The sequence below is a fragment of the Mesorhizobium sp. M0854 genome (assembly GCF_040319815.1).
In the GTDB taxonomy this organism is placed as follows: Bacteria; Pseudomonadota; Alphaproteobacteria; order Rhizobiales; family Rhizobiaceae; genus Mesorhizobium.
Map to the genome: position 1 here is coordinate 56,501 of NZ_JAMYOL010000020.1, position 18,942 is coordinate 75,442.

Annotated in this window: 15 protein-coding genes; 7 read left to right on the forward strand and 8 right to left on the reverse strand. The window is 59.1% G+C overall.

Translation table 11 applies throughout. The annotated features are described in order from the left end of the window. Position 1 precedes the first annotated feature (1 nt). The 3 genes from asnB to NKH99_RS24265 are packed head-to-tail and all read left to right on the forward strand — an operon-like array spanning position 2 to position 3,899. Complete coding sequence (gene asnB, locus NKH99_RS24255) at positions 2-2,023, forward strand: asparagine synthase (glutamine-hydrolyzing) (RefSeq protein ID WP_353015933.1); 2,022 nt, start codon at positions 2-4, stop codon at positions 2,021-2,023. Next, on the forward strand, positions 2,020-3,576 hold the full coding sequence (locus NKH99_RS24260; protein WP_353015935.1) for a class I adenylate-forming enzyme family protein: 1,557 nt from the start codon (positions 2,020-2,022) through the stop codon (positions 3,574-3,576). The genes asnB and NKH99_RS24260 overlap by 4 nt, the downstream gene beginning before the upstream one ends. Before the next feature lie 56 nt (positions 3,577-3,632). Then, complete coding sequence (locus tag NKH99_RS24265; RefSeq protein WP_023675628.1) at positions 3,633-3,899, forward strand: acyl carrier protein; 267 nt, start codon at positions 3,633-3,635, stop codon at positions 3,897-3,899. Between the two features lie 99 nt (positions 3,900-3,998). Here NKH99_RS24265 and NKH99_RS24270 read toward each other — a convergent pair whose 3' ends face one another. After that, entirely contained in the window at positions 3,999-4,691 is a 693-nt protein-coding gene (locus NKH99_RS24270) for a N5-glutamine methyltransferase family protein (RefSeq protein ID WP_353015938.1), read from the reverse strand. Between the two features lie 399 nt (positions 4,692-5,090). Here NKH99_RS24270 and NKH99_RS24275 point away from each other — a divergent pair, with 399 nt between their 5' ends. Together NKH99_RS24275 and NKH99_RS24280 are read left to right on the forward strand one after the other, a co-directional pair. Further along, entirely contained in the window at positions 5,091-6,842 is a 1,752-nt protein-coding gene (locus NKH99_RS24275; RefSeq protein ID WP_353015940.1) for a type I secretion system permease/ATPase, read from the forward strand. Positions 6,843-7,045: 203 nt separating this feature from the next. After that, positions 7,046-8,380, forward strand: a complete 1,335-nt coding sequence (locus NKH99_RS24280) for an HlyD family type I secretion periplasmic adaptor subunit (protein ID WP_502900102.1) — start codon at positions 7,046-7,048, stop codon at positions 8,378-8,380. Positions 8,381-8,438: 58 nt separating this feature from the next. On the opposite strand, the gene NKH99_RS24285 is transcribed toward NKH99_RS24280, so the two are convergent. From NKH99_RS24285 to NKH99_RS24310, 6 genes are all read right to left on the reverse strand, one after another. Further along, complete coding sequence (locus tag NKH99_RS24285; protein WP_352541721.1) at positions 8,439-9,701, reverse strand: polysaccharide biosynthesis/export family protein; 1,263 nt, start codon at positions 9,699-9,701, stop codon at positions 8,439-8,441. Beyond that, positions 9,688-10,959 (reverse strand): hypothetical protein, encoded by a 1,272-nt coding sequence (locus tag NKH99_RS24290; protein WP_352472470.1) that lies wholly within the window; start codon positions 10,957-10,959, stop codon positions 9,688-9,690. Before NKH99_RS24290 ends, NKH99_RS24285 begins: the two co-directional genes overlap by 14 nt. Next, entirely contained in the window at positions 10,956-11,960 is a 1,005-nt protein-coding gene (locus NKH99_RS24295) for an SDR family NAD(P)-dependent oxidoreductase (RefSeq protein ID WP_353015942.1), read from the reverse strand. Before NKH99_RS24295 ends, NKH99_RS24290 begins: the two co-directional genes overlap by 4 nt. A gap of 74 nt (positions 11,961-12,034) precedes the next feature. After that, the gene (locus tag NKH99_RS24300) at positions 12,035-12,709 is read right to left on the reverse strand and encodes a sugar transferase (protein ID WP_352472468.1); all 675 of its coding nucleotides are present in this window, start codon (positions 12,707-12,709) and stop codon (positions 12,035-12,037) included. Then, complete coding sequence (locus NKH99_RS24305) at positions 12,706-13,842, reverse strand: DegT/DnrJ/EryC1/StrS family aminotransferase (protein ID WP_352472522.1); 1,137 nt, start codon at positions 13,840-13,842, stop codon at positions 12,706-12,708. The genes NKH99_RS24300 and NKH99_RS24305 overlap by 4 nt, the downstream gene beginning before the upstream one ends. A gap of 56 nt (positions 13,843-13,898) precedes the next feature. Beyond that, the gene (locus NKH99_RS24310) at positions 13,899-14,621 is read right to left on the reverse strand and encodes a nucleotidyltransferase family protein (protein WP_023675619.1); all 723 of its coding nucleotides are present in this window, start codon (positions 14,619-14,621) and stop codon (positions 13,899-13,901) included. 511 nt (positions 14,622-15,132) lie between these two features. On the opposite strand from NKH99_RS24310, the gene NKH99_RS24315 reads away from it, so the two are divergent. Beyond that, on the forward strand, positions 15,133-15,810 hold the full coding sequence (locus NKH99_RS24315) for a LuxR C-terminal-related transcriptional regulator (protein ID WP_023675618.1): 678 nt from the start codon (positions 15,133-15,135) through the stop codon (positions 15,808-15,810). Between the two features lie 183 nt (positions 15,811-15,993). On the opposite strand, the gene NKH99_RS24320 is transcribed toward NKH99_RS24315, so the two are convergent. Further along, complete coding sequence (locus NKH99_RS24320; protein ID WP_352472467.1) at positions 15,994-17,733, reverse strand: PAS domain S-box protein; 1,740 nt, start codon at positions 17,731-17,733, stop codon at positions 15,994-15,996. 304 nt (positions 17,734-18,037) lie between these two features. Between NKH99_RS24320 and NKH99_RS24325 the strand changes: the two genes are divergently transcribed. Then, on the forward strand, positions 18,038-18,748 hold the full coding sequence (locus NKH99_RS24325; protein WP_352472466.1) for a helix-turn-helix transcriptional regulator: 711 nt from the start codon (positions 18,038-18,040) through the stop codon (positions 18,746-18,748). Positions 18,749-18,942 lie beyond the last annotated feature (194 nt).

Consider the following 18,942-nt stretch of genomic DNA (forward strand, 5'->3'; position numbering starts at 1 on the left):
GATGTGCGGCATCGCCGGAATTGTGTCGCTGAGCGCCGCAGCGGCGCCCCCTTCCCGGGATGCGCTGATACGTATGGCGGGGGCGCTGGCGCATCGCGGCCCGGACGAGCGCGGGCTTTACCGGGACAGATGTGCAGGATTGGCGCATGCCCGCCTGTCCGTCATCGATCTCGCAAGCGGCCAGCAGCCACTCGCCGGCGCGGGCGACACGATGTGGATCGTCTTCAACGGCGAAATCTTCAATTACGTCGAGCTGCGACAAGATCTGGTCGCGCTCGGTTATCGCTTCCGCACACGCAGCGACACCGAGGTCATCGTCCATGCCTATCATGCCTGGGGCGAGGCCGCCTTCGAACGAATGAATGGGCAGTGGGCAGTCGCCATCTGGGACTCTGTGGCAGGTCGTCTCGTCTTGTCTCGGGATCGGTTCGGCATCTGCCCGCTGCACTTTTGCGAGCATGGCGGGCGGCTTTACTTCGCCAGCGAGGTGAAGGCCATTTTCGCGGCCGATGCGGATATACCCCGCGCCTTCGATCCAGCCGGCATCGATCAGACTTTCACACTCTGGACTGTCGCGCCGCCACAGGGCGTGTTTGGAGGAGTAAGCGAACTCACGCCGGGGCATATCCGCATTTATGACAGCGGCGTCGTCCGGGAGCGGGCTTTTTGGAAGCCTGACTATCCAGAGGTTGACGGACCCGGCGATGATGAATTCACCGGCTCGCTTGATGACGCGGTGGAGGAAGTGCGCAGCGCCCTGGAAGCCGCGACGGCGCTCAGGATAGTACGCGCCGACGTGCCGGTCGGCTGCTATTTGTCCGGCGGGCTCGACAGCTCGCTGGTCGCCACGCTGGGGAGACGCTTCGCGGGCGAGCGCTTCCAGACCTTCTCGCTGCGTTTTGCCGACGCCGAGTATGATGAGACGCATTTCCAGCGCCTGGTTGCCGGCGTGGCCGGCAGTGACCATCATGAGGTGGTTGTTTCGCGCAGCGATATCGCTGGCATCTTCCCTGAGGTGATCTACCACACTGAGCGGCCAATCCTCAGGACCGCGCCGGCGCCGCTGTTCCTGCTCTCGAGACTGGTGCGCCAGCATGGCATCAAGGTCGTGCTGACCGGCGAAGGGGCCGACGAAATGTTCGCCGGCTACGATTTGTTCCGCGAAGGCAAGGTCCGCCGCTTCTGGGGACGCCAGCCCGCCTCGACGCGACGCTCGCGGCTGCTGGAGCGCCTCTATCCCTATCTCAGCCGCTCGCCGGTACAGCAGCAGGCGATGGCACGCCAGTTCTTCGGGCGCGACATCCACGCCTGTGACGCGCCTGGTTTTGCGCATGGCACGCGCTGGCGAACCACAAGCGCCATCAAGCGGCTGTTTTCGGCAGACATGCGCGCCCAAACGGAGCGCCATAACGCCGTGTCCGAGCTGCTTGCCCGCCTGCCGCCGGAGTTTTCGCGATGGGGCTCTCTTGCGCAGGACCAGTATATCGAGATTCAGACGCTGATGTCGGGATACCTGCTTTCCTCACAAGGGGACAGAATGCTGATGGCTCATTCCGTCGAGGGGCGCTTCCCGTTCCTCGATCATGAACTCGTGAGACTCGCGAATTCGCTTCCGGCCGCCTACAAGCTGCGCGTGCTCGATGAAAAGCATGTGCTGAAGCGCGTAGCGCAACCGATCGTGCCGTCGGAAATCGTCACCCGCAAGAAGCAGCCTTACCGGGCTCCCAACGCGCTTTGCTTTGTCGCAGATGGCGCTCCGGCCTACATTCGCGAAGCACTTTCGGAGGCGGCGCTGCGCGAAGCGAACGTCTTCGATCCCAAGTCGGTTACCCGGCTCCTGAGCAAGTGCCAGGCCAGCGCCGGCGGCGGCGACCTGTCCAACTCCGACAATATGGCGCTGGTCGGAGTGCTGTCGACGCAGCTTCTCCATCGGCAATTTATCGCGAGCCGTCCAAGTGGGGCCCGCACGCTCAAGCTCAGCATCGATATCGACCGCGAACACCGCGAAGAGGTGCTCGCATGATGCATGGCGCCGTACCGCTCCTGCACGACTATCTCACCCACTCTGCCAGCCGGCTCGGCGAGAAGGTGGCCCTGGTGTGCGGCAATCAACGCGTCACTTATGGCGATCTCGATATGCGTTCGAACGCCATAGCGCACCATTTGACCGATGCCGGAATTGCGCGTGGCGATCGCGTGGTGGTCTTCGCCGACAACACTGTCGAGGCCGTCGTTGCGTTCTGGGCGGTGCTCAAGGCCAACGCCGTGGTGTGCATCGTCAATCCGCTCACCAAAAGCGACAAGCTTGATTATCTGCTCAACGATTGCCGCCCGACGGCACTGATCACCGACAAACACCTGCACTCGATTTTCAGGGAGCCGGCGCGGAATTGCCCATCGTTGCGCCGCATGATCGTCTCCGGGCCGATCGAACACAGCGACCTGCAAGAATTGCCGCATGCTGTGCGCTGGGACGCCGCGGTCGCGGCAGCCCGCAGCACGCCGCCCTGGCGCCGCTGCATCGACATCGATCTCGCTGCGATCATTTATACGTCCGGCTCGACGGGCGAGCCCAAGGGCGTGATGCTGACGCATCGAAACATGATCGCCGCGTGCGCCTCGATTTCCTCATACCTGGCGCTTGCCGAAGACGAGGTGATCCTCGATGTCCTGCCGCTCGCCTTCGACTACGGTCTTTACCAGATGATCATGGCATTCGGCGCGGGCGCCCGGCTGGTGCTTGAGCGCTCATTCGCCTTCCCGGCGCAGATCCTTGGGCTAATCAAGCAAGAAAGGGTGACGGGTTTTCCCGGCGTACCGACCATCTTCGCCGCACTCGGGGAGCTCAGGTCTCTCAGGGATCAGGATTTTTCGAGTATTCGCTACGTCACGAACACTGCGGCCGCCCTGCCGCTCAAGCACATTCTCCTGCTGCAGGAGCTGTTTTCTGGCGCCCGCATCTATTCGATGTACGGCCTTACCGAATGCAAGCGCTGCACCTACCTGCCGCCGGAGGATCTGGAGCGAAAGCCGTCGAGCGTCGGGATCGCCATCCCCAATACGGAAATGTGGATTGTCGACGAGCATGACAGGCGGGTCGGCCCCGGCATCGTTGGTCAGCTCGTCATCCGCGGAGCGACGGTGATGAAGGGCTATTGGGGCAAGCCGGAGGCGACAGCCAGGAAGCTCAAGCCCGGCCCGCTGCCGGGTGAGCAGGTCCTATACACCGGCGACTACTGCCGGATGGACGCCGAGGGGTACCTCTACTTCGTCGGTCGCGGCGACGAGATCATAAAATCGCGCGGAGAGAAGATAGCGCCGAAGGAGGTGGAAAACGTGTTGATGAACATTGCGGGCGTACGGGAAGCCGCGGTCATCGGCGTTCCGGACGAGCTGCTCGGGCAAGCAGTGAAGGCATTTGTCGTGATGGAGCAGGGAAGCATGATCGGTGAAAAGCAGTTGCAGAAAGAGTGCCAGAGACGGCTGGAAAACTTCATGGTTCCGAAGTCCATCGTCATCGTACCCAGTCTGCCGATGACCGACACGGGTAAGCTCAAAAAAACGGCCCTGTCATGAGTCGGTACCAGGGCGAAGTTGATCAGCATTCATCTTTTGTACCGGAGGCGAAATCAATGTTATCTACCAAGGATAGAACCGATACCTGCAGCGAACAAATTCGCGCTTTCCTGGCTTCGAATTTCTATATAGCCGATCCCGAGAGCCTGGAGAGCGACACCTCGCTCCTCGACCAGGGCATCGTGGACTCGACGGGCGTGCTCGAGGTTATCGGCTTCATTGAGGAGACCTTCGGCATCACGGTCGAAGACAGCGAGTTGCTGCCGGAGAATCTCGATTCCATCGAGGGAATTGCGCAATACGTCATGCGCAAGAGAAACTGACGCAAAAGAAACTGATTTCCGAAATCTCGCGCAACTCTGTTTCAACTTCCCGGCCGTCTCTAGCCGCGACAGCGCGTATACCTGCCGCGGCTGCGATGCTTACGCATGCGCCCTCGTGTGTCCCACAACCACCCTGCCCTCACCGGCCTGGTTGGTGACTGCCCGGATACTCTCATAGGCCTTGGAACGCTCGAGCAAACTCATGACCTGCCGGTCCTGGCCAAGCCCCACCTCGAAAAGCAGGATGCCTCCGCGCCGCAAATAGCGCGGCGCCTCCTTGAGCACCCGCATGTGGATGCTCAGGCCGTAGGGGCCGGCTGCGAATGCTTCACGCGGCTCGAGCTCGACCAGATGCGAACGGTCGCCCTCGAGCCGTTTTGCCGAAATGTAGGGCGGGTTGCAAACGATCACGTCGATCGTGCCGTCGAGCTCCAAGCCTGAGAAGGCGCTGAACAAGTCGCCCTGAAGCACCGTTACCCGGTCCTCGATTTCAAAATGGGTGACGTTGCGGCGCGCGACCTCCACGCATCCGTCGGTAAGATCGCTTGCCCACACGCGCGCGGTGGGAGCGTGGTGCGCGATGGCGCACGCCAGATTGCCCGCCCCACAGCACATGTCGACAACGCGAGGCACCGACAGGTTTAGTTGGCTCAGGACATCGAGAGCGGTCTTGCCGAGCAGTTCCGTTTCCGGCCGAGGAACAAGCGCACCGGGCGAGACCAGCAACTGCAATCCCATGAAGGTGCTGCGCCCCCTGCCGTAGGCATCGGCAACATTGATCTCTTCGCTCACGACACTCGCCTCCCCGATTTAGCCGGCGTTGGTGGCCGACGTACCAATGAAGTGTATCTCAAAACCGTTTAACTCTCGATCGACAAAATCAAAACCCATCCGTCGCCAGACGCTTTGAAGCCTTGATGCTACAAAGATGATCATAAGCTTCTGCCGGGTGTCATGATTAGGAATATCTCCTTACCTGACCCGGTTATCCCCAGCCTGGCGAGCCAGTTGCCGAATTCTCAGCCTGGCGTCACGATTTTGCTACATTTTAATCAAAGAAGGCACGTATGTAAGCAATTCGTAATGTTCAGCAGCGGGGCGGGGCTGCTGCTTCCCGGAAGGTTAAAGTTTGTCCCTCATCGAAAGAATCGACGAGATTGCGCGGCAATTTCGCGTCAACGAGCGCACATCATGAAGTCGACCAAAGGGCGCTCGCTCGATCTCCGCTCCGCAATGTTCGGCTGTGTGCACGGCCTCGTCGGCGTAGGCGTTTTCTCGGCATTGATAAATATCCTCGCCTTGACCGGCTCCGTCTACATGCTCCAGGTCTATGACCGCGTGCTGCCTTCGCAGAGCGTGCCGACTCTTATCGGATTTACAGTCGGGATGCTGGGACTTTACGCGGCCTATGGGCTCCTCGATTTCGTGAGGCTTCGCCTGTTGGTCCGCATCGGCAGCCGCCTGCATAGAAATCTGCAGCAAAAAGCGTTTGCAGCCTCGCTTTCCCTGCCCCTCGTCGCCGGGCCGGATGCGAACCGGGTACACCCGCTTCGTGATCTGGACCAGCTACGTGGCTTTCTTTCCGGGCTCGGGCCGACAGTCTTGTTCGACGCTCCCTGGATACCATTTTATATGGGGGTCATCTATCTGCTGCACCCCGCGCTTGGCGTGCTGGCAACGCTCGGCGCATGTGCCGTTGTGTTTTTGACGGTGGTTGCCGAGATCATCGGCCGCAAACCTGCGGCTCGTGCATCTGAGACACTCGTAGCGCAGCGGCTTCTGGCCGACTCCGGCCGCCGCAACGCAGAGGTTGTTCAGGCGATGGGTCTTTCCGCCCCGCTTAGCCGGCGCTGGAACGAGGTCAGTCATCTTTATCTGAAGAACCAGGAACGGCTCTCCGACGTCGTCGGCGCAGCAAGCTCACTGTCGAAGACGCTCCGAATGGCCCTGCAATCATGTGTGCTAGGGCTTGGTGCCTACCTTGTGATCGGCGGCGAGGCCTCGCCCGGCGTGATCATTGCATCGTCCATATTGCTGGGCCGCTCGCTGGCACCGGTCGATGTGGCGATCGCAAACTGGAGAGGGTTTCTGGCAACCCGCAAAAGCTATTCCGAACTGGCGGCAGCCCTGGATGCTTTTGATAGCCAGCAAGAGCCAATGGAACTGCCCGGCCCGAAGGCTGAGCTTGCGGTCGAGGAATTGACCGTCGCGCCACCAAGCCTGCAGAAGCCCACCATCTTCAATGTAAGCTTCCGCTTGGCGAGAGGCGCAGGGTTGGCGGTCGTCGGCCCGAGCGGCTCCGGCAAGACCACGCTCGTGCGCGCTTTGGTCGGGGCATGGAAGCCGCTTCGTGGCACGGTAAGATTGGACGGCGCCTCGCTCGATCAGTGGAACTCAGAACTGCTCGGCATCCATATTGGCTACCTGCCGCAGGACGTTGAGCTGTTCGACGGGACGATCGCCGACAACATTTCGAGGTTCGGCGGTAAAAGTGACGCAAAAGGCGTGCTGGCAGCTGCCAAGGCTGCGGGCGTGGACAAGATGATCATGCGTCTTCCGCAGGGTTTTCAAACACGCATCGGAGAGGGCGGCGCGGCCCTTTCGGCTGGCCAGAGGCAGCTCGTCGGGCTTGCCAGGGCACTTTACGGCGATCCATTCCTCGTCGTTCTTGACGAACCAAATTCCAATCTGGATGCAGACGGTGATGCTGCTTTGGCCGGCGCAATCCTGGCAGTGCGTCAGCGCGGCGGTATCGTGATCGTCGTTGCGCATCGCCCCTCCGCTCTCGTCAACATCGATCAGGTACTCGTCCTGTCGAACGGGATGCTCCATTCGTTCGGCTCGCGCGAAGACGTTCTGGCAAATGTGGTCCGGCCCTTCCCGCGCCCGGACAAGCCAAACATTGTCGTTCCGCTGCAGCACGGTGCAAGCGGACATGCGTGAGGTATTGCTTAGTGTCTAACGTGACCATGTCGTCATATGCTGTGGTTGGCGGCGAAGGCCAACCGACCGGGCAGAAGCCGCAGCCGGATGGGATTCGAGCCAATCTACCCTGGGGTACTCTGGTCCGGAGCCTAGCAGCACATTGTCGTTCCGCCGCACAAAGGTGCAGTCGGGCATATGCGAGGTATCGCTCTGCTGTTGCCGTGTCATACGTCGCAGCCGGTGGCGAAGGCCGTTCGTTGGAGACGAAGCCAGAGCCGGATGGCATCCGGGCCAATCTGCTCTTGGGCCTGGCAACCAGCTTGCTGTTGATCTTTGGCGGAGGGCTCTGGTTGGGATTGACCAAGATTGCCGGCGCGGTGATTGCGCCCGCAACCGTGGTGGTCGAAAGCAACATTAAAAAAGTCCAGCATCAAACCGGCGGCACCATCGGCGGAATCTTCGCGCAGGACGGCGATCATGTGAAGGCCGGCGATGTGTTGGTCAGGCTGGACAACACATTGACCCGAGCAAACCTGCAGATAATCACCGAGGACCTCAATCGCGCCACCATTCGTCTGGCCCGACTGGAGGCCGAGCGCCAGGGTCTGCCGGAAATGCAGATCCCGCCCGACCTTCGCGCTCAAATGGGCGACCCGCAAGTGACGGCACTTGTCAGTGGCGAGCGTGCCTTGTTTGAAAGCCGTGCTGCGGCGCTGGCTGGCCAGAAGGCACAATTACAAAGCCGCGCGAAGCAGCTGGAACGTCAGATCGATGGCCTCAAATCGCAGCAGTCTGCAACGGACGAGTCTCTGGATCTGCTGACCAAGAACCTTGCGGATGTCGAATCTCTCTACGCAAAGAAGTTGGTGTCCAAGGAGAGGTTGAGCAATGTCAGCCTGGATAAGACCCGGGCTCGCGGCGAATCGGGACGCCTTGTCGCAGCGATAGCAGAGGTCCAAGCTCACATCAGTGAAACGGACCTGCAGGTGCTTCAGCTCGACGAACAAATGCGGAGCGACGTGACCAACGAACTTCGCGAAACGGAAGCCAAGCAGACCGAGCTCAGTGAGCGCAAGGTGGTGGCCGAAGACGAACTCAGCAGGACAGACATTCGTGCCCCGCAATCGGGCACAGTACAAGAATCCTCGGTCCACACCGTAGGAGGCGTGATTGGCGCAGGAGAGGTGCTCATGATGATTGTGCCCGATTCCGACAACCTTGTCGTCGACGCTTCCATTCCTCCGTCGCGTATCGACGAGATTCATCCCGGACAGCAGGTGTCGATCCGCTTTCCAGCGTTCGACGCCGGCACCACACCTGCTTGCGAAGGCTCGGTCAAGCGCGTCTCAGCGGATCTGATCAAGGATCAGCAACGCCAGCTTTCCTTTTTTTCAGCGCGCATCGACGTCGAGAATGAAGCGACGTGCCTGACAGGAGAGAAAATACTCAAACCGGGCATGCCCGCCGAAGTCCACATAAGAACCGACGAGCGCAGTGTCTGGTCCTACTTGATGAAGCCCCTCACCGACCAGTTTTCCAGAGCTTTCAGGCAGTAAAGCGGTTGCCACACTCAACCGACAGTGCGGCGGCCGATTGGATCGGGGCGCAGCCGATCTATCGGGTCGCTGCATTTTCGAGAGCGCTGCTGAATCTGACCTCGATCGTGTCTCCCGGCATGACCTCGGTGTCTTCTTGGGCAAGCTGTTTTCGCCATTCTTCGCCGACCTTGCGAATGATCGTGACCTCGGCCTGGATCGTTTCGCCGGCAACCGGCAACGGCAGAGCGGCCGCTCCCGTGGGCTGCAACTTCTGGCTGGCGGCGCGAAGTCTTGCGCCAACGTCGGCAAGACGCACGTTGGTATCCTTCAACTCAGTCAGCAGACCCATTCTTCTTTGGTTGACATTGCGTTCGTGCTGTCTGGTAAAATCGTCCTGCTGACGTCGTGCTCTCATAAGCTCAACCGACGTTTCGAGTGCCCGGCTGGAAGAAAGAACCAAAGCGCGCCGGACATCGGCAAGCCGGGTATTGGTTAGATTTCCGGACTCAAACGCTTTCCTTACGCGCGCCAGCTCGTCTTCGTCCGCCTTCACTCCATCCGCTTCGGCCTGCTCGCGCTTGAGCAGGGTCTCGGTTTGTGCAGCAGCATCCTTGCCACTTTTTTCGAGAAAGCCCTGCTCTTGCCGGAAGTTGTCCAACGAGAGCTTCAGCCCTTCCGCTTCAGCCTGCGCGATCGCCGACGCAAAACTTGCCGGCAAGGGAGATCCTTGTGGTGGCTGCATGTCGAAAGTCGGTTTGTCCTGAAGTTCGGCGCGGATGCGGGCGCTATGAAAATAATCTCTCGTATATTCCCCCCAAAGCGACTCGTAATCGCGCCGCAGATCCACCGGATCCGGGCCAACCTGGTTTGCCCGGGACCGCAAAAGGCTGAACCCGCCTGACACGGCAATCGCCTGCCGCACGGTCATCAGCGGGCGGTAGGCCTGCTGTCCGGGAGTGAGCACGTCGCCGGTCACATAGATCGGCCTGTACTCCGCAACCACGGCGGTCACGTCTGTCGGCTTGATGACGATCATTTGCTCCCGCCCATCAGGCAGACGCTGGTGGAATATCTTGGTCGGCAAGATCGTCTGCATGCGCGTTTGCAGTTCAGCCGGAGTTAAGCCCCCCACCGAAACCATCCCGACTTCGGGAAGCGCGATCGTGCCGTCCATCTGGACCACCGCACGTTGCGTTCGCTCCGGGATGGAGGCAATTCCAATCTCGACGGTGTCGCCGGCAGAAAGTCGATAGGCGACCCGCGGTTCCGCTGCAGCAGCCGTATTCATGGCAGCCAGCATACCGAACACGACAAGAAGCATTCGATCAACGAGGACCATTGGCGGCAATCTCCTTCTGGTTCGACCGCGGCTCTTCCGGCCAATCGAGACGGGTGACGAATTCGTAGACCGGCCCGCCAGGCACGCCCCAGTTGCTCGACCAGATTACCTGTGAGCCGTCCGGGGATGGCGAGGCATGGGTCTCGCTCCAGTAATCGGACGGGACGTTGTGAGTTTGCGTGACGCGTCGAACCTCCCCGCTGCCGTCGAGGCGAAGCGCGATCACCTCTCGCGCATATGGCGCCCAGTCGGGATTGGCAGATATCTCTTCCGGCTTGCCGCCATAGCTTACGAACACCCAACCGCGCCTGTCCAATGCCCGCAGGGATGCATGCTCGGCTTCGCCAAACTTCATAAGTGAGGTGACCTTTCCGTCGGCCAGCCTCCTTTTGATGACGTGATATTTGTCAGGGTCGGACTTGCTGATGCCCACGAAAACTTCGCTGCCATCTTTATCCACCGTCATATCGCCATGGCCGGGGCGATGATGGTCAGTCCACCTCTGCCGCAACGTCCCGTCGACGGAGAAAATAGCCCGCTGCTCTGTGTCCTCGTTCACATTCTGAAAGCACAGGATGTTCGCTCCGAGCGGGGAGATCGAGCAGGCGCTGACGGTTCCGGCAAGCTGAGCAAGATCGATGTCCGGAAATTTCCGGCGCTGCTTGAGATCATAGGCAAATACAACCATCGCGCCATCCCCACGGATTGCGCGCACTGCTATGCGATCGCCGTCACGGCTGGGATTTCCTTTGGACGGCCCGAACTGAAGATCACGATAATTCGGTGAAACGAACAGGACGTCTTCGCGATTGGTCCGCGGCGCCCAGGTCGAAATTTTCCGGTCCTGAACGCAGATCATCAGATCGGCATTTTGCGGATGCCATTCGCATTCAGCCGATCGAGCACGACGGAAGAGCGGGACATAGGTCTGCCCGTCGAAAAAGCACATGCCATTGCAGCCGTTGGTGATGACGAGGAGAGTCTGGTCCGAATTCCAGGCCTGGGCGCTGGAATAACGGTGGCTGCAGAATTTTTTCTCGCATACGACTCCATTCCCAAGGGCCCCAGGCTTGGTAATGCGCATGAAAATTGTCCCGAAGGCTGGGTCGGTCGCGGGTTGGAGGTAATCGGGCAAGTCCATCGTCACTGGCGCAACAAATTGTCTCGACGCGCTGCTTTGCCGACTGCCTGCCACGGTCAAATCCAACGACAAGGCAGCCGCAATCAACAGAGCCAATCCTCCCGGGCGAAAGCTCATGTCATGTAGCCCATCTCGTTTCGCACCCGGCCTTCGCTGAGGCGCCCTTGCCACCATCCGATGGTCCGCTCCAGGCCTTCGCGCAGGCTGGTCTGGGCACGCCATCCAGTCTTGCTTTCGAGGAGCGAAGAATCGGCCAGCAAGGCACGCACCTCGGAATTCTGCGGCCGCAGGCGGCGCTCGTCCCGGTGGATTGGTTTCTTGCAGCCACTCAACTCGATCACCAGATCCAATATGTCCGAGATCGTCACGGCGCGCTGGCTTCCGGCATTGTAGGCATGGCCAAATTCGAGCTCGGCGGAACCTGCGGTCAAAAACGCCGCCGCGGTGTCTTCCACGAAAGTAAGATCGCGGATCGGGCTTGTGTCTCCCACCATGATCGCCGGGCATTTCTTGTCGAGAGCCTGGCGTATAATGGTCGGTACTATGGCCCGCTCACTCTGGCGCGGGCCGTACGTATTGAAGGGCCGCATGATAACCACAGGGATGTCGAACGATCTGGCGTAGGACTCCGCCATCATGTCCGCGCCGATCTTGGATGCCGAATATGGTGACTGTCCCTGCAACGGGTGCGATTCGCTGATAGGCATTGTCAGCGCGGTGCCATAAACCTCGCTTGTCGAGGTGTGCACCACACGCTCCGTATCCCATTGGCGCGCCGCTTCGAGGACGTTGACCGTGCCCAGGATGTTCGTTTCTACATAGGACTGGGCCGCGGCGTACGAATATGGGATAGCTATCAGTGCGGCGAGATGAAACACGACCGCCTGGCCACGCACGATCCGGTTAAGGAAGGCGCTGTCACGAACATCGCCGCGGATGAGGTTCAACTGGCTTCGAATGGTGTCCGGCAAATCGTCCAGCCAGCCGTGGCTGTCGAAGGAATTGTAGAGAGCCAGCGCAGTGACGTCCGCGCCGCTACGGACGAGTGCTTCGGTGAGATGCGACCCGATGAATCCGTCGGCACCGGTAACCAGAACTTTCCTGCCCTTGTATGCCATGACCCAAGCGTTCCCCCTATGACGTGAGGCACTGACTTTGCAAATCCACGAGAGTGCGGGTGTTCCACCTGCTCTCAAGTTCCGATCGGCGACGGCGAAACCACCCCAAGCACCGCCAGCAAGCCGCGCACCATCCACACAACATCGGACCCGATCGTGCGCTGCGGATAATAGGAAAGGTCGAGCCTGGCTTTGGCAGGAAACAGAACCTGGCGATAGAACAGTAGCGGGTCCATCGATCGCGGATAGAAACGGGCTTCATGCCGGAAGAGAACCTGGGCTGGACCCAGCAAGCCTGGCTTGTATTGTAAAATGTCTTCGAAGCCCCCGCGAAAACAATCGGCGAAGGCAAGGCTCTCCGGGCGTGGCCCGATGATTGCCATCTCGCCTCTGAAGACGTTCCAAAGCTGTGGCAGTTCGTCGAACTTGGTGACCGCGAGGAACCGTCCTATCGGCGTCATGCGGCTGTCATCGGCCATGGTCAGAGCCAAGCCACCGGGGTCACATTGCACGCTGAACTTGCGAAACTTGTACATGCGGAATGGGCGAGCACCGGCCCCGACGCGGGTCTGTGTGAAGAAGATGGGCCGACCGCCTTCCAGCAGCAGCGCTACGGCAATCAGCAGCATCAGCGGGGCGAAGACGATCGCCGCGGCTGCAGCAATGACGAGATCGATTGCTCGTCTCGCAGACCCATGGGCGGCGCTCGAGCCGTTAGGCCTGTGAATGGCTAGGTCCAGGGCATTCATGCGGCTGTTCCTGTCTGAGCGCAGTTATTGACCGCCGCGGCAAGAGCGACCACCACCGTTTCGACCAAAGGTGCGGTGATCTGCGGATGCAGCGGTACAGTCAGTTCGCGCTGGGCGAAATCTTCAGTGCGCGGTAAGTGAGTACCGGGAATGAGCTCACGATAGAGCGTCATCTGGTGCACCGGCGGGTAGTGGATAGTGGTTTGTATCCCTTGCCCGCGCAGTGCGTCGATGACGTCTTGCCTGTCGGCGTAACGTGGCAAAAGGATAGGCATGATGTGGTAGGCCGACGTCCGCGGCTCGTGGAACGGGATGGTCACGGCTGGGCAATGCTTCGCTATGAGACGACGATACAGCATGACCAGGATACGCCTGATCTCATTCCACTCCTGCAGATTTTGCAGCTGGACCAGTCCGATCGCAGCCCGCAATTCATCCATGCGATAGTTGAATCCGAGCATGGTGACATCATACTGAGGGGTGCGGCTGTTCAGCCTTTGACGTGTCCCGGTGGTCATCCCATGTCCACGCGCCTGGCGGATTGTCTCGAGCAGACCGGCATCCCTGGCGATCACAGCCCCGCCTTCCGCCGTGGTCATGTTCTTGTTGCCGTAGAAGCTGAAGGCGGCCGCGGCACCAAATGTCCCCACCTCCTTCAAGCCCGGCGCATGCGCGGCGTCCTCGACGATGTGTAGCCCCCGGGCACGGGCGAACCTCTGCCATTGTTCCCGATCGGCGAGGTAGCCGGCGAAATGAACGAGAATGATTGCCTTGGTGCGGGCCGTGCATTTCGCTTCGGCTTCCACGATCGACATCAGCGGCACGTCGGCTGACTCGATGTCGACGAAAACCGGCGTCGCACCGACATAGAGGACCGCATTTGCGGTCGCCACGAACGTCAAGGATGGCACCAGCACCTCGTCGCCCGGTCCGATGCCAAGTGCGTGCAAAATGAGATGAAGCGCTGCGGTGCAAGAACTGACCGCGACGCAATCCTCCGCATCATGAACGTCGGCAAAAGCTTGTTCGAAGGCTCGTACCTGCTCCCCCATGGTCAGCCAGCCGCTGTCGATGACCCTGGTCAAAGCAGTCTTCTCCGGCACACCCAAGATCGGGGCACTGACCAAGAGCATCACAACCTCCTAGACTGATAACTGTGGGAACCGGGCTCGTGACTTCATCATCATCATCATGCAGCCGTCGCAGTGACCTCGATCGAGGCCGACTGGTCTTCCCAGGAAATGGTCTGTGCGTTCTGAAAATCGTCGACGCGCCCGATATCGAGCCAGAGACCCTCATGCTTGTACACGTGCACGGTTGTGCCGTTCTGCATCATCTGCAGCATCAGGTCGTCGAACCCAAAGGGTATGCCGGATGGGATAAACTGCAGAACATCCGGGTTCATGCAGTAAATTCCCATGCTGACCAGATGCGAAAGCGTCGGCTTCTCGCGAAAGACCTGCACGGTATTGTCGACTTCGTCGATGACGCCGAAATCCATCTTGATCAGGCGACAGGCTGTTGCGATTGTCACTGGATCGGTGTGCTTACGGTGCGCTGCTACAAATCGACTGAGGCTTAGATCCGTGAGGACATCGCCATTGAGAACGATGAATGGCTCCGTCAGTTCATCCCTGATCAAAGACAGTGGCCCGATGGTGCCAAGCGGCTCCATCTCCTGCGTATATCGAATTTTCAGGTTCCACTGCGAGCCATCTCCACACACGGTGCGGATCAAGTGGCCGAGATACCCGGTTGTAATATAAACTTCCTGAATGCCGTTGCGTCGCAACCATTTCAGAAGCATCTCGAGAACCGGCCGTGCGCCGATCGGCATGAGCGGCTTCGGCAAGACCGAAGTGAACGGGCGGAGGCGTGTTCCCATTCCTCCACATTGAATAACCGCTTTCATCCTGGTCCTCCCTTGTTCATTCGGCCTGAACGCCATCGTCACGGGCCGGCTATCCTGCCCTGGTCAGCACCCGGGAAACGCGTTCTTGTCCCCTCAGAAGAACCGGTGAGATTTCCCGTAGAAGACCGGTGAGATTACTCCACTGTCCCCTGATCCGGACATTGCATCTGGATGGTATGTGGCCGTCAGGGTGGATGTCGTCGTGCATTCGAATGGTAACAATTCAGCCGTTTTGCTGTTCTATATCTTTAGGCCTATAGCACTGCTGAACGACCGGCCGGTCTGTCAGCTGTCCAAAAGGTCAGAACGTATGTTCGACGACGTTCGGCGGGTTTCGCTCACAAGGGGCAAAAAAAGAGGAGCGTTTCCCGTCATTTAAGATTATATTAGAAATCTGGCGTTTGCGGTGTTGGGGGTGCCGCAGCGTCGGCTGGATGAATCGACGAGTGGATGGCCACGATTTTCAGGCCATTACCGTTCAATCCATTCAGATAGGCGTTGGGGTAGTTCAATGTATCGAATCGTCATCGCCGACGATCACGGCTTGTATCGTCGCGGCTTGCGATTGGCACTGACCGCAGGCATTCCAGGTGTGGAGATCTTTGAAGCGTCCTGTTTCGACGCGGTGCTCAGTTTGCTGGCAGAGCAGTCGTTCGTGGATCTTGCGATCCTGGATCTGAATATGCCGGGCCTGTTCAATCAAGAAGTGCTCGGCGGGATCCTGTCTGCCTATCCGGACACGCGATTTGCGATCGTTTCCGGAAACGATTCACGCTCGGAAATACTCACAGCTCTGTCGATCGGGCTTCACGGCTACATCGTAAAATCGCAGACGGACGAAGAGGTTGTTTTGGCCGTCAATGAAATCCTCTCCGGCCGCATCTATGTTCCTGCACTTCTGTCACGCCCGGGAGCGACGCAAACAACCCACGCGCATACCCATTCCGACGACAAAGGCCCACAGAGGCGTACCGCTGGCGTCAACCTTGGCAGGCTGACTTCGAGGCAAAAGGAAGTCCTCAAGCTGATGGCGGAAGGCTATTCAAACAAGGAAATTGCGCGCGATCTGGAAATCGCGGAGGCGACCACGAAAATCCACGCTGCTGCGGTTCTGCGTGAATTGGGGGTACGCAATCGGACCGAGGCTGCCGTTATGCTGAAGACTTGGCTTTCGAGACATGCCAGCTAGAGCGCCGCGCGTCCTTTTGGACGTGCAAACGGCGTCGCAAGACTCCTCATGCATTTTACTGCATATCCCAAAGCCGCGGCGCAGCTTTGGGCCGACGACATTCTTGGAAGGAACCCTGCGCATCTCAAAGGCCGCTCAGCGCGACCCGCCTTTAGATATCTGCTTTCCGATTGGAGCACTGCACTACAATCCGATTTCCTTGCGTGACAGCCGCAGCGAATACCGTAACCCTTGGTCCGATATTTCCAGCCTGGGAGAGTGACCGACAAGCGGCGCTCCATCCACTCCGATTATCATGGAACCGAAGCCATGACGGACTACGCTCGAGGTCCGCCGCCGCCCCGATTCCACCCACTCGAACCCGATCTCGCTGCCTGTGTCTTCAGGTGCGAACGTCCAGCTTACGTCGATCCGGCCTTTTGGATCGCCAAGCGCTCCATACTTCATGGAATTGGTGGCAAGCTCGTGAACGATCATCGCAAAACTCTCGGCGGCGCCTCCCGACATCGTCACGGAAGGACCGCCGACCGATATGGCGCGTGTTCCCATATATGGTTGCAATTCTTGAGCAACGAGATCGTTTAGCGTCCCCGATACGCTGCCGTTGCGTGAAAGAAGCAGATGGGTTGCCTCAAGCGCGCGTATCCGGTCGATCAGCATTTCCTTGTATTTGGCAACATTGTTTCCAGGAGCATCGACCATTTTCACGAGCGCAGTGATCACCGCGAAAACGTTGCCGAACCTGTGGCGTTGTTCGAGCATAATGCGCTCCCGCTTCTTTGCCGCGGCGCGCAGCAGCGTGGTTTGTCGTCTCTCGCTCAGGTCGGCGGCCACTCCAAGCCGCTGTCCACCATCATCATGTCTTTCCTCCCTTCCGCGCAGCGCAACCCAGCGGATATGTCCGTCCGGTCGGCGGACGCGTATCTCGACATCGTAATTCGTGACCGATGGTGCGGCCTTTCTCGATGCCGCCAGCTTCGGCCAGTCCGCCGGATGAACGACAGCTGACAGCTCCTCCAAACTGCGGCTATTGGCCTGGGCCAGGCCGAGAATGTCCCAGAACGTGTCAGAGCCCGTGACTATCCCGTCTTTAAGGTCTATGCGCCACGTGGCCAAGCGTCCAGCAGACAGAGCGAGGTCCAGCCATTCCTTCTGGGCCCGAAGCGCTTCGTGAACAGCGCGTCGTTCCGAAATATCGTCGACCACCACGAAGATGCTCTCCGAGAGGCCACCCTCGGGCACGGACGAAGAAAGCGTTAGCCTGGCCCAGAATGCCGTACCGTCCTTTCGTGACAGACGCACCTCCGAAACGAACGAAGAAATGTCATTGCCCAGCCTCGCCAGCAATTGCGCCAAGGTATCCCGGTCGTTCGGATGGGCGAGCGTATCAAGCTGTAATTGGGCAAGCTCCTCCTCCCTGTACCCGGTCATCTCACAAAGGCGTCTGTTGGACTGCAGCAACTCACCTTTCTTGTTGGTGTTCGCGAATCCCATGGCAGCACGTTCGAAGGCCCAACGATAGCGGCTTTCGGTCGCCTCGACGGCAGCGAGCCTGGCCTCCGCGACTTCCAGCAACTCACGCAAGTCCTGCCGCAGACGATGGAAGGTCATGGCAATCACGCCACCCGAAACCAGAAGCAGGATTGCGCGTGCCCAGTCTCCACTTGAAATCTGATCGTGTCCTCGTGCCCACAGCCCGACAGCAACCATCAGAATGGTCGCAGCGAGCGCAGGTACGCGGTCTTCGAGATAAGCGATAATAATAATAGCAGGAATAAATTCCAGAAAACTTGCGCCTTGCCCAATATAGGCTGACGATTTTATTTCAAATATCAGTGTGGCAGCTAACACCGATGCAGACGCAATATGAGTTAGCAATCTGCCCGACGGGTTCGAATTCGACCTGCGCGACTGCGAGCTCATGGACACAGACTACAACCTTCTGACTAGCCCGTCGAGACTAGAGCAAAAAACGTACAGCTTAGTACCACTGCCGGATTGCCATCCCGCTATCATAGCGCGCATTTTATCGGACGCAGCGGGGCCTAAGAGCTGCCTTAGAACTGTCGGATCATATTAAGTTTTCAAGGTGATGATGAACGTATTATCCGTCAGCGCATAGAAGACTATAATCCAGCTACACATAGAAGACTAGCTACACATAGAAGACTACATGAATCCCGAATACTTATTTCGGGCGTGTGAAACTTTGGGTTAGGGGTAGAAAATGAATCTGATCGATAGACAGGTCGATGCTTCTTCGAACAATCGGTATATTGTTACGAGGACCAAGTATGATTTTGAAGCGCGGAATACGCGGCCCTCTTCTGGTCACCTTCCCGATCGCGCATCGGATCCATTGGGCGCAAGGTTCGGCGAACCAAAAGGCCGCAGTCTGGAATCCATAACCGGCGTGCTTGATCGCATTGGCTGTGGCTATCTCGTGTTGAATCGCGAAAGAAAAGTAGTCGAGTGGAACGCAGCCGCCCAAACCACGCTTGAGCGCCAGGGCGAAGCGGCCGACACGGCGAGCGGACTTACGGCCGCCCTAAGGCGGCTGATCGCGAATGTTCCGGGCCAATTCCTGCCGGGCTCATTGTCTTGGGTAGTGATCCGCAGCAGGGGCGACCGACCGGTGATACTGAACGAGAACGGCGTTATCGCTCCCGACGGAACAAGCATTGTGGCGCTGCTGGATCGCGACAACAGGTCGGGGCCAAATCCTCGGACGCTGCAAAGAATGTTTGGCTTGACGAGCGCAGAAACGCACCTCGCCTTGCGCTTGGCCCAGGGCGACGCACCTTTGGAGATCGCTCGCAGCTGGCGTCTCAGCCGCACCACGATCCGTTCCCAGCTTGCCTCGCTGTTCGCCAAGACCGAAACAAAACGCCAGGCGGAACTGGTGGCCCTTCTTGGGCGTATTTCGGTCCTGCCGTAAGGGCCGCGCAGTTGTTGGGGTCTAGTTGGCGGCATCCACATGCGACGGGGCTTGGTCGACCGGTGCTGGAGGCCGTTCCAACCTAGCTTGGCAGGTCACGTTGCGCAGCGCGTGGCCGGCGCCTGCTCACCTGTGCCGACGCCGACGCCCCGGCACATAACATCCCGGCACAATTGGCCGGGATCTCGGAATAG

Bases quoted from the DNA above. Each gene is read 5' to 3' on its own strand.
- NKH99_RS24290 (WP_352472470.1), bottom strand. From the start codon at position 10,959: ATGAGCTTTCGCCCGGGAGGATTGGCTCTGTTGATTGCGGCTGCCTTG.
- NKH99_RS24310 (WP_023675619.1), bottom strand. From the start codon at position 14,621: ATGAAAGCGGTTATTCAATGTGGAGGAATGGGAACACGCCTCCGCCCG.
- NKH99_RS24315 (WP_023675618.1), top strand. From the start codon at position 15,133: ATGTATCGAATCGTCATCGCCGACGATCACGGCTTGTATCGTCGCGGC.
- NKH99_RS24285 (WP_352541721.1), bottom strand. From the start codon at position 9,701: ATGGTCCTCGTTGATCGAATGCTTCTTGTCGTGTTCGGTATGCTGGCT.
- NKH99_RS24300 (WP_352472468.1), bottom strand. From the start codon at position 12,709: ATGAATGCCCTGGACCTAGCCATTCACAGGCCTAACGGCTCGAGCGCC.
- NKH99_RS24295 (WP_353015942.1), bottom strand. From the start codon at position 11,960: ATGGCATACAAGGGCAGGAAAGTTCTGGTTACCGGTGCCGACGGATTC.
- NKH99_RS24320 (WP_352472467.1), bottom strand. From the start codon at position 17,733: ATGAGCTCGCAGTCGCGCAGGTCGAATTCGAACCCGTCGGGCAGATTG.
- NKH99_RS24275 (WP_353015940.1), top strand. From the start codon at position 5,091: ATGAAGTCGACCAAAGGGCGCTCGCTCGATCTCCGCTCCGCAATGTTC.
- asnB (WP_353015933.1), top strand. From the start codon at position 2: ATGTGCGGCATCGCCGGAATTGTGTCGCTGAGCGCCGCAGCGGCGCCC.
- NKH99_RS24265 (WP_023675628.1), top strand. From the start codon at position 3,633: ATGTTATCTACCAAGGATAGAACCGATACCTGCAGCGAACAAATTCGC.
- NKH99_RS24325 (WP_352472466.1), top strand. From the start codon at position 18,038: ATGAATCTGATCGATAGACAGGTCGATGCTTCTTCGAACAATCGGTAT.
- NKH99_RS24260 (WP_353015935.1), top strand. From the start codon at position 2,020: ATGATGCATGGCGCCGTACCGCTCCTGCACGACTATCTCACCCACTCT.
- NKH99_RS24305 (WP_352472522.1), bottom strand. From the start codon at position 13,842: ATGCTCTTGGTCAGTGCCCCGATCTTGGGTGTGCCGGAGAAGACTGCT.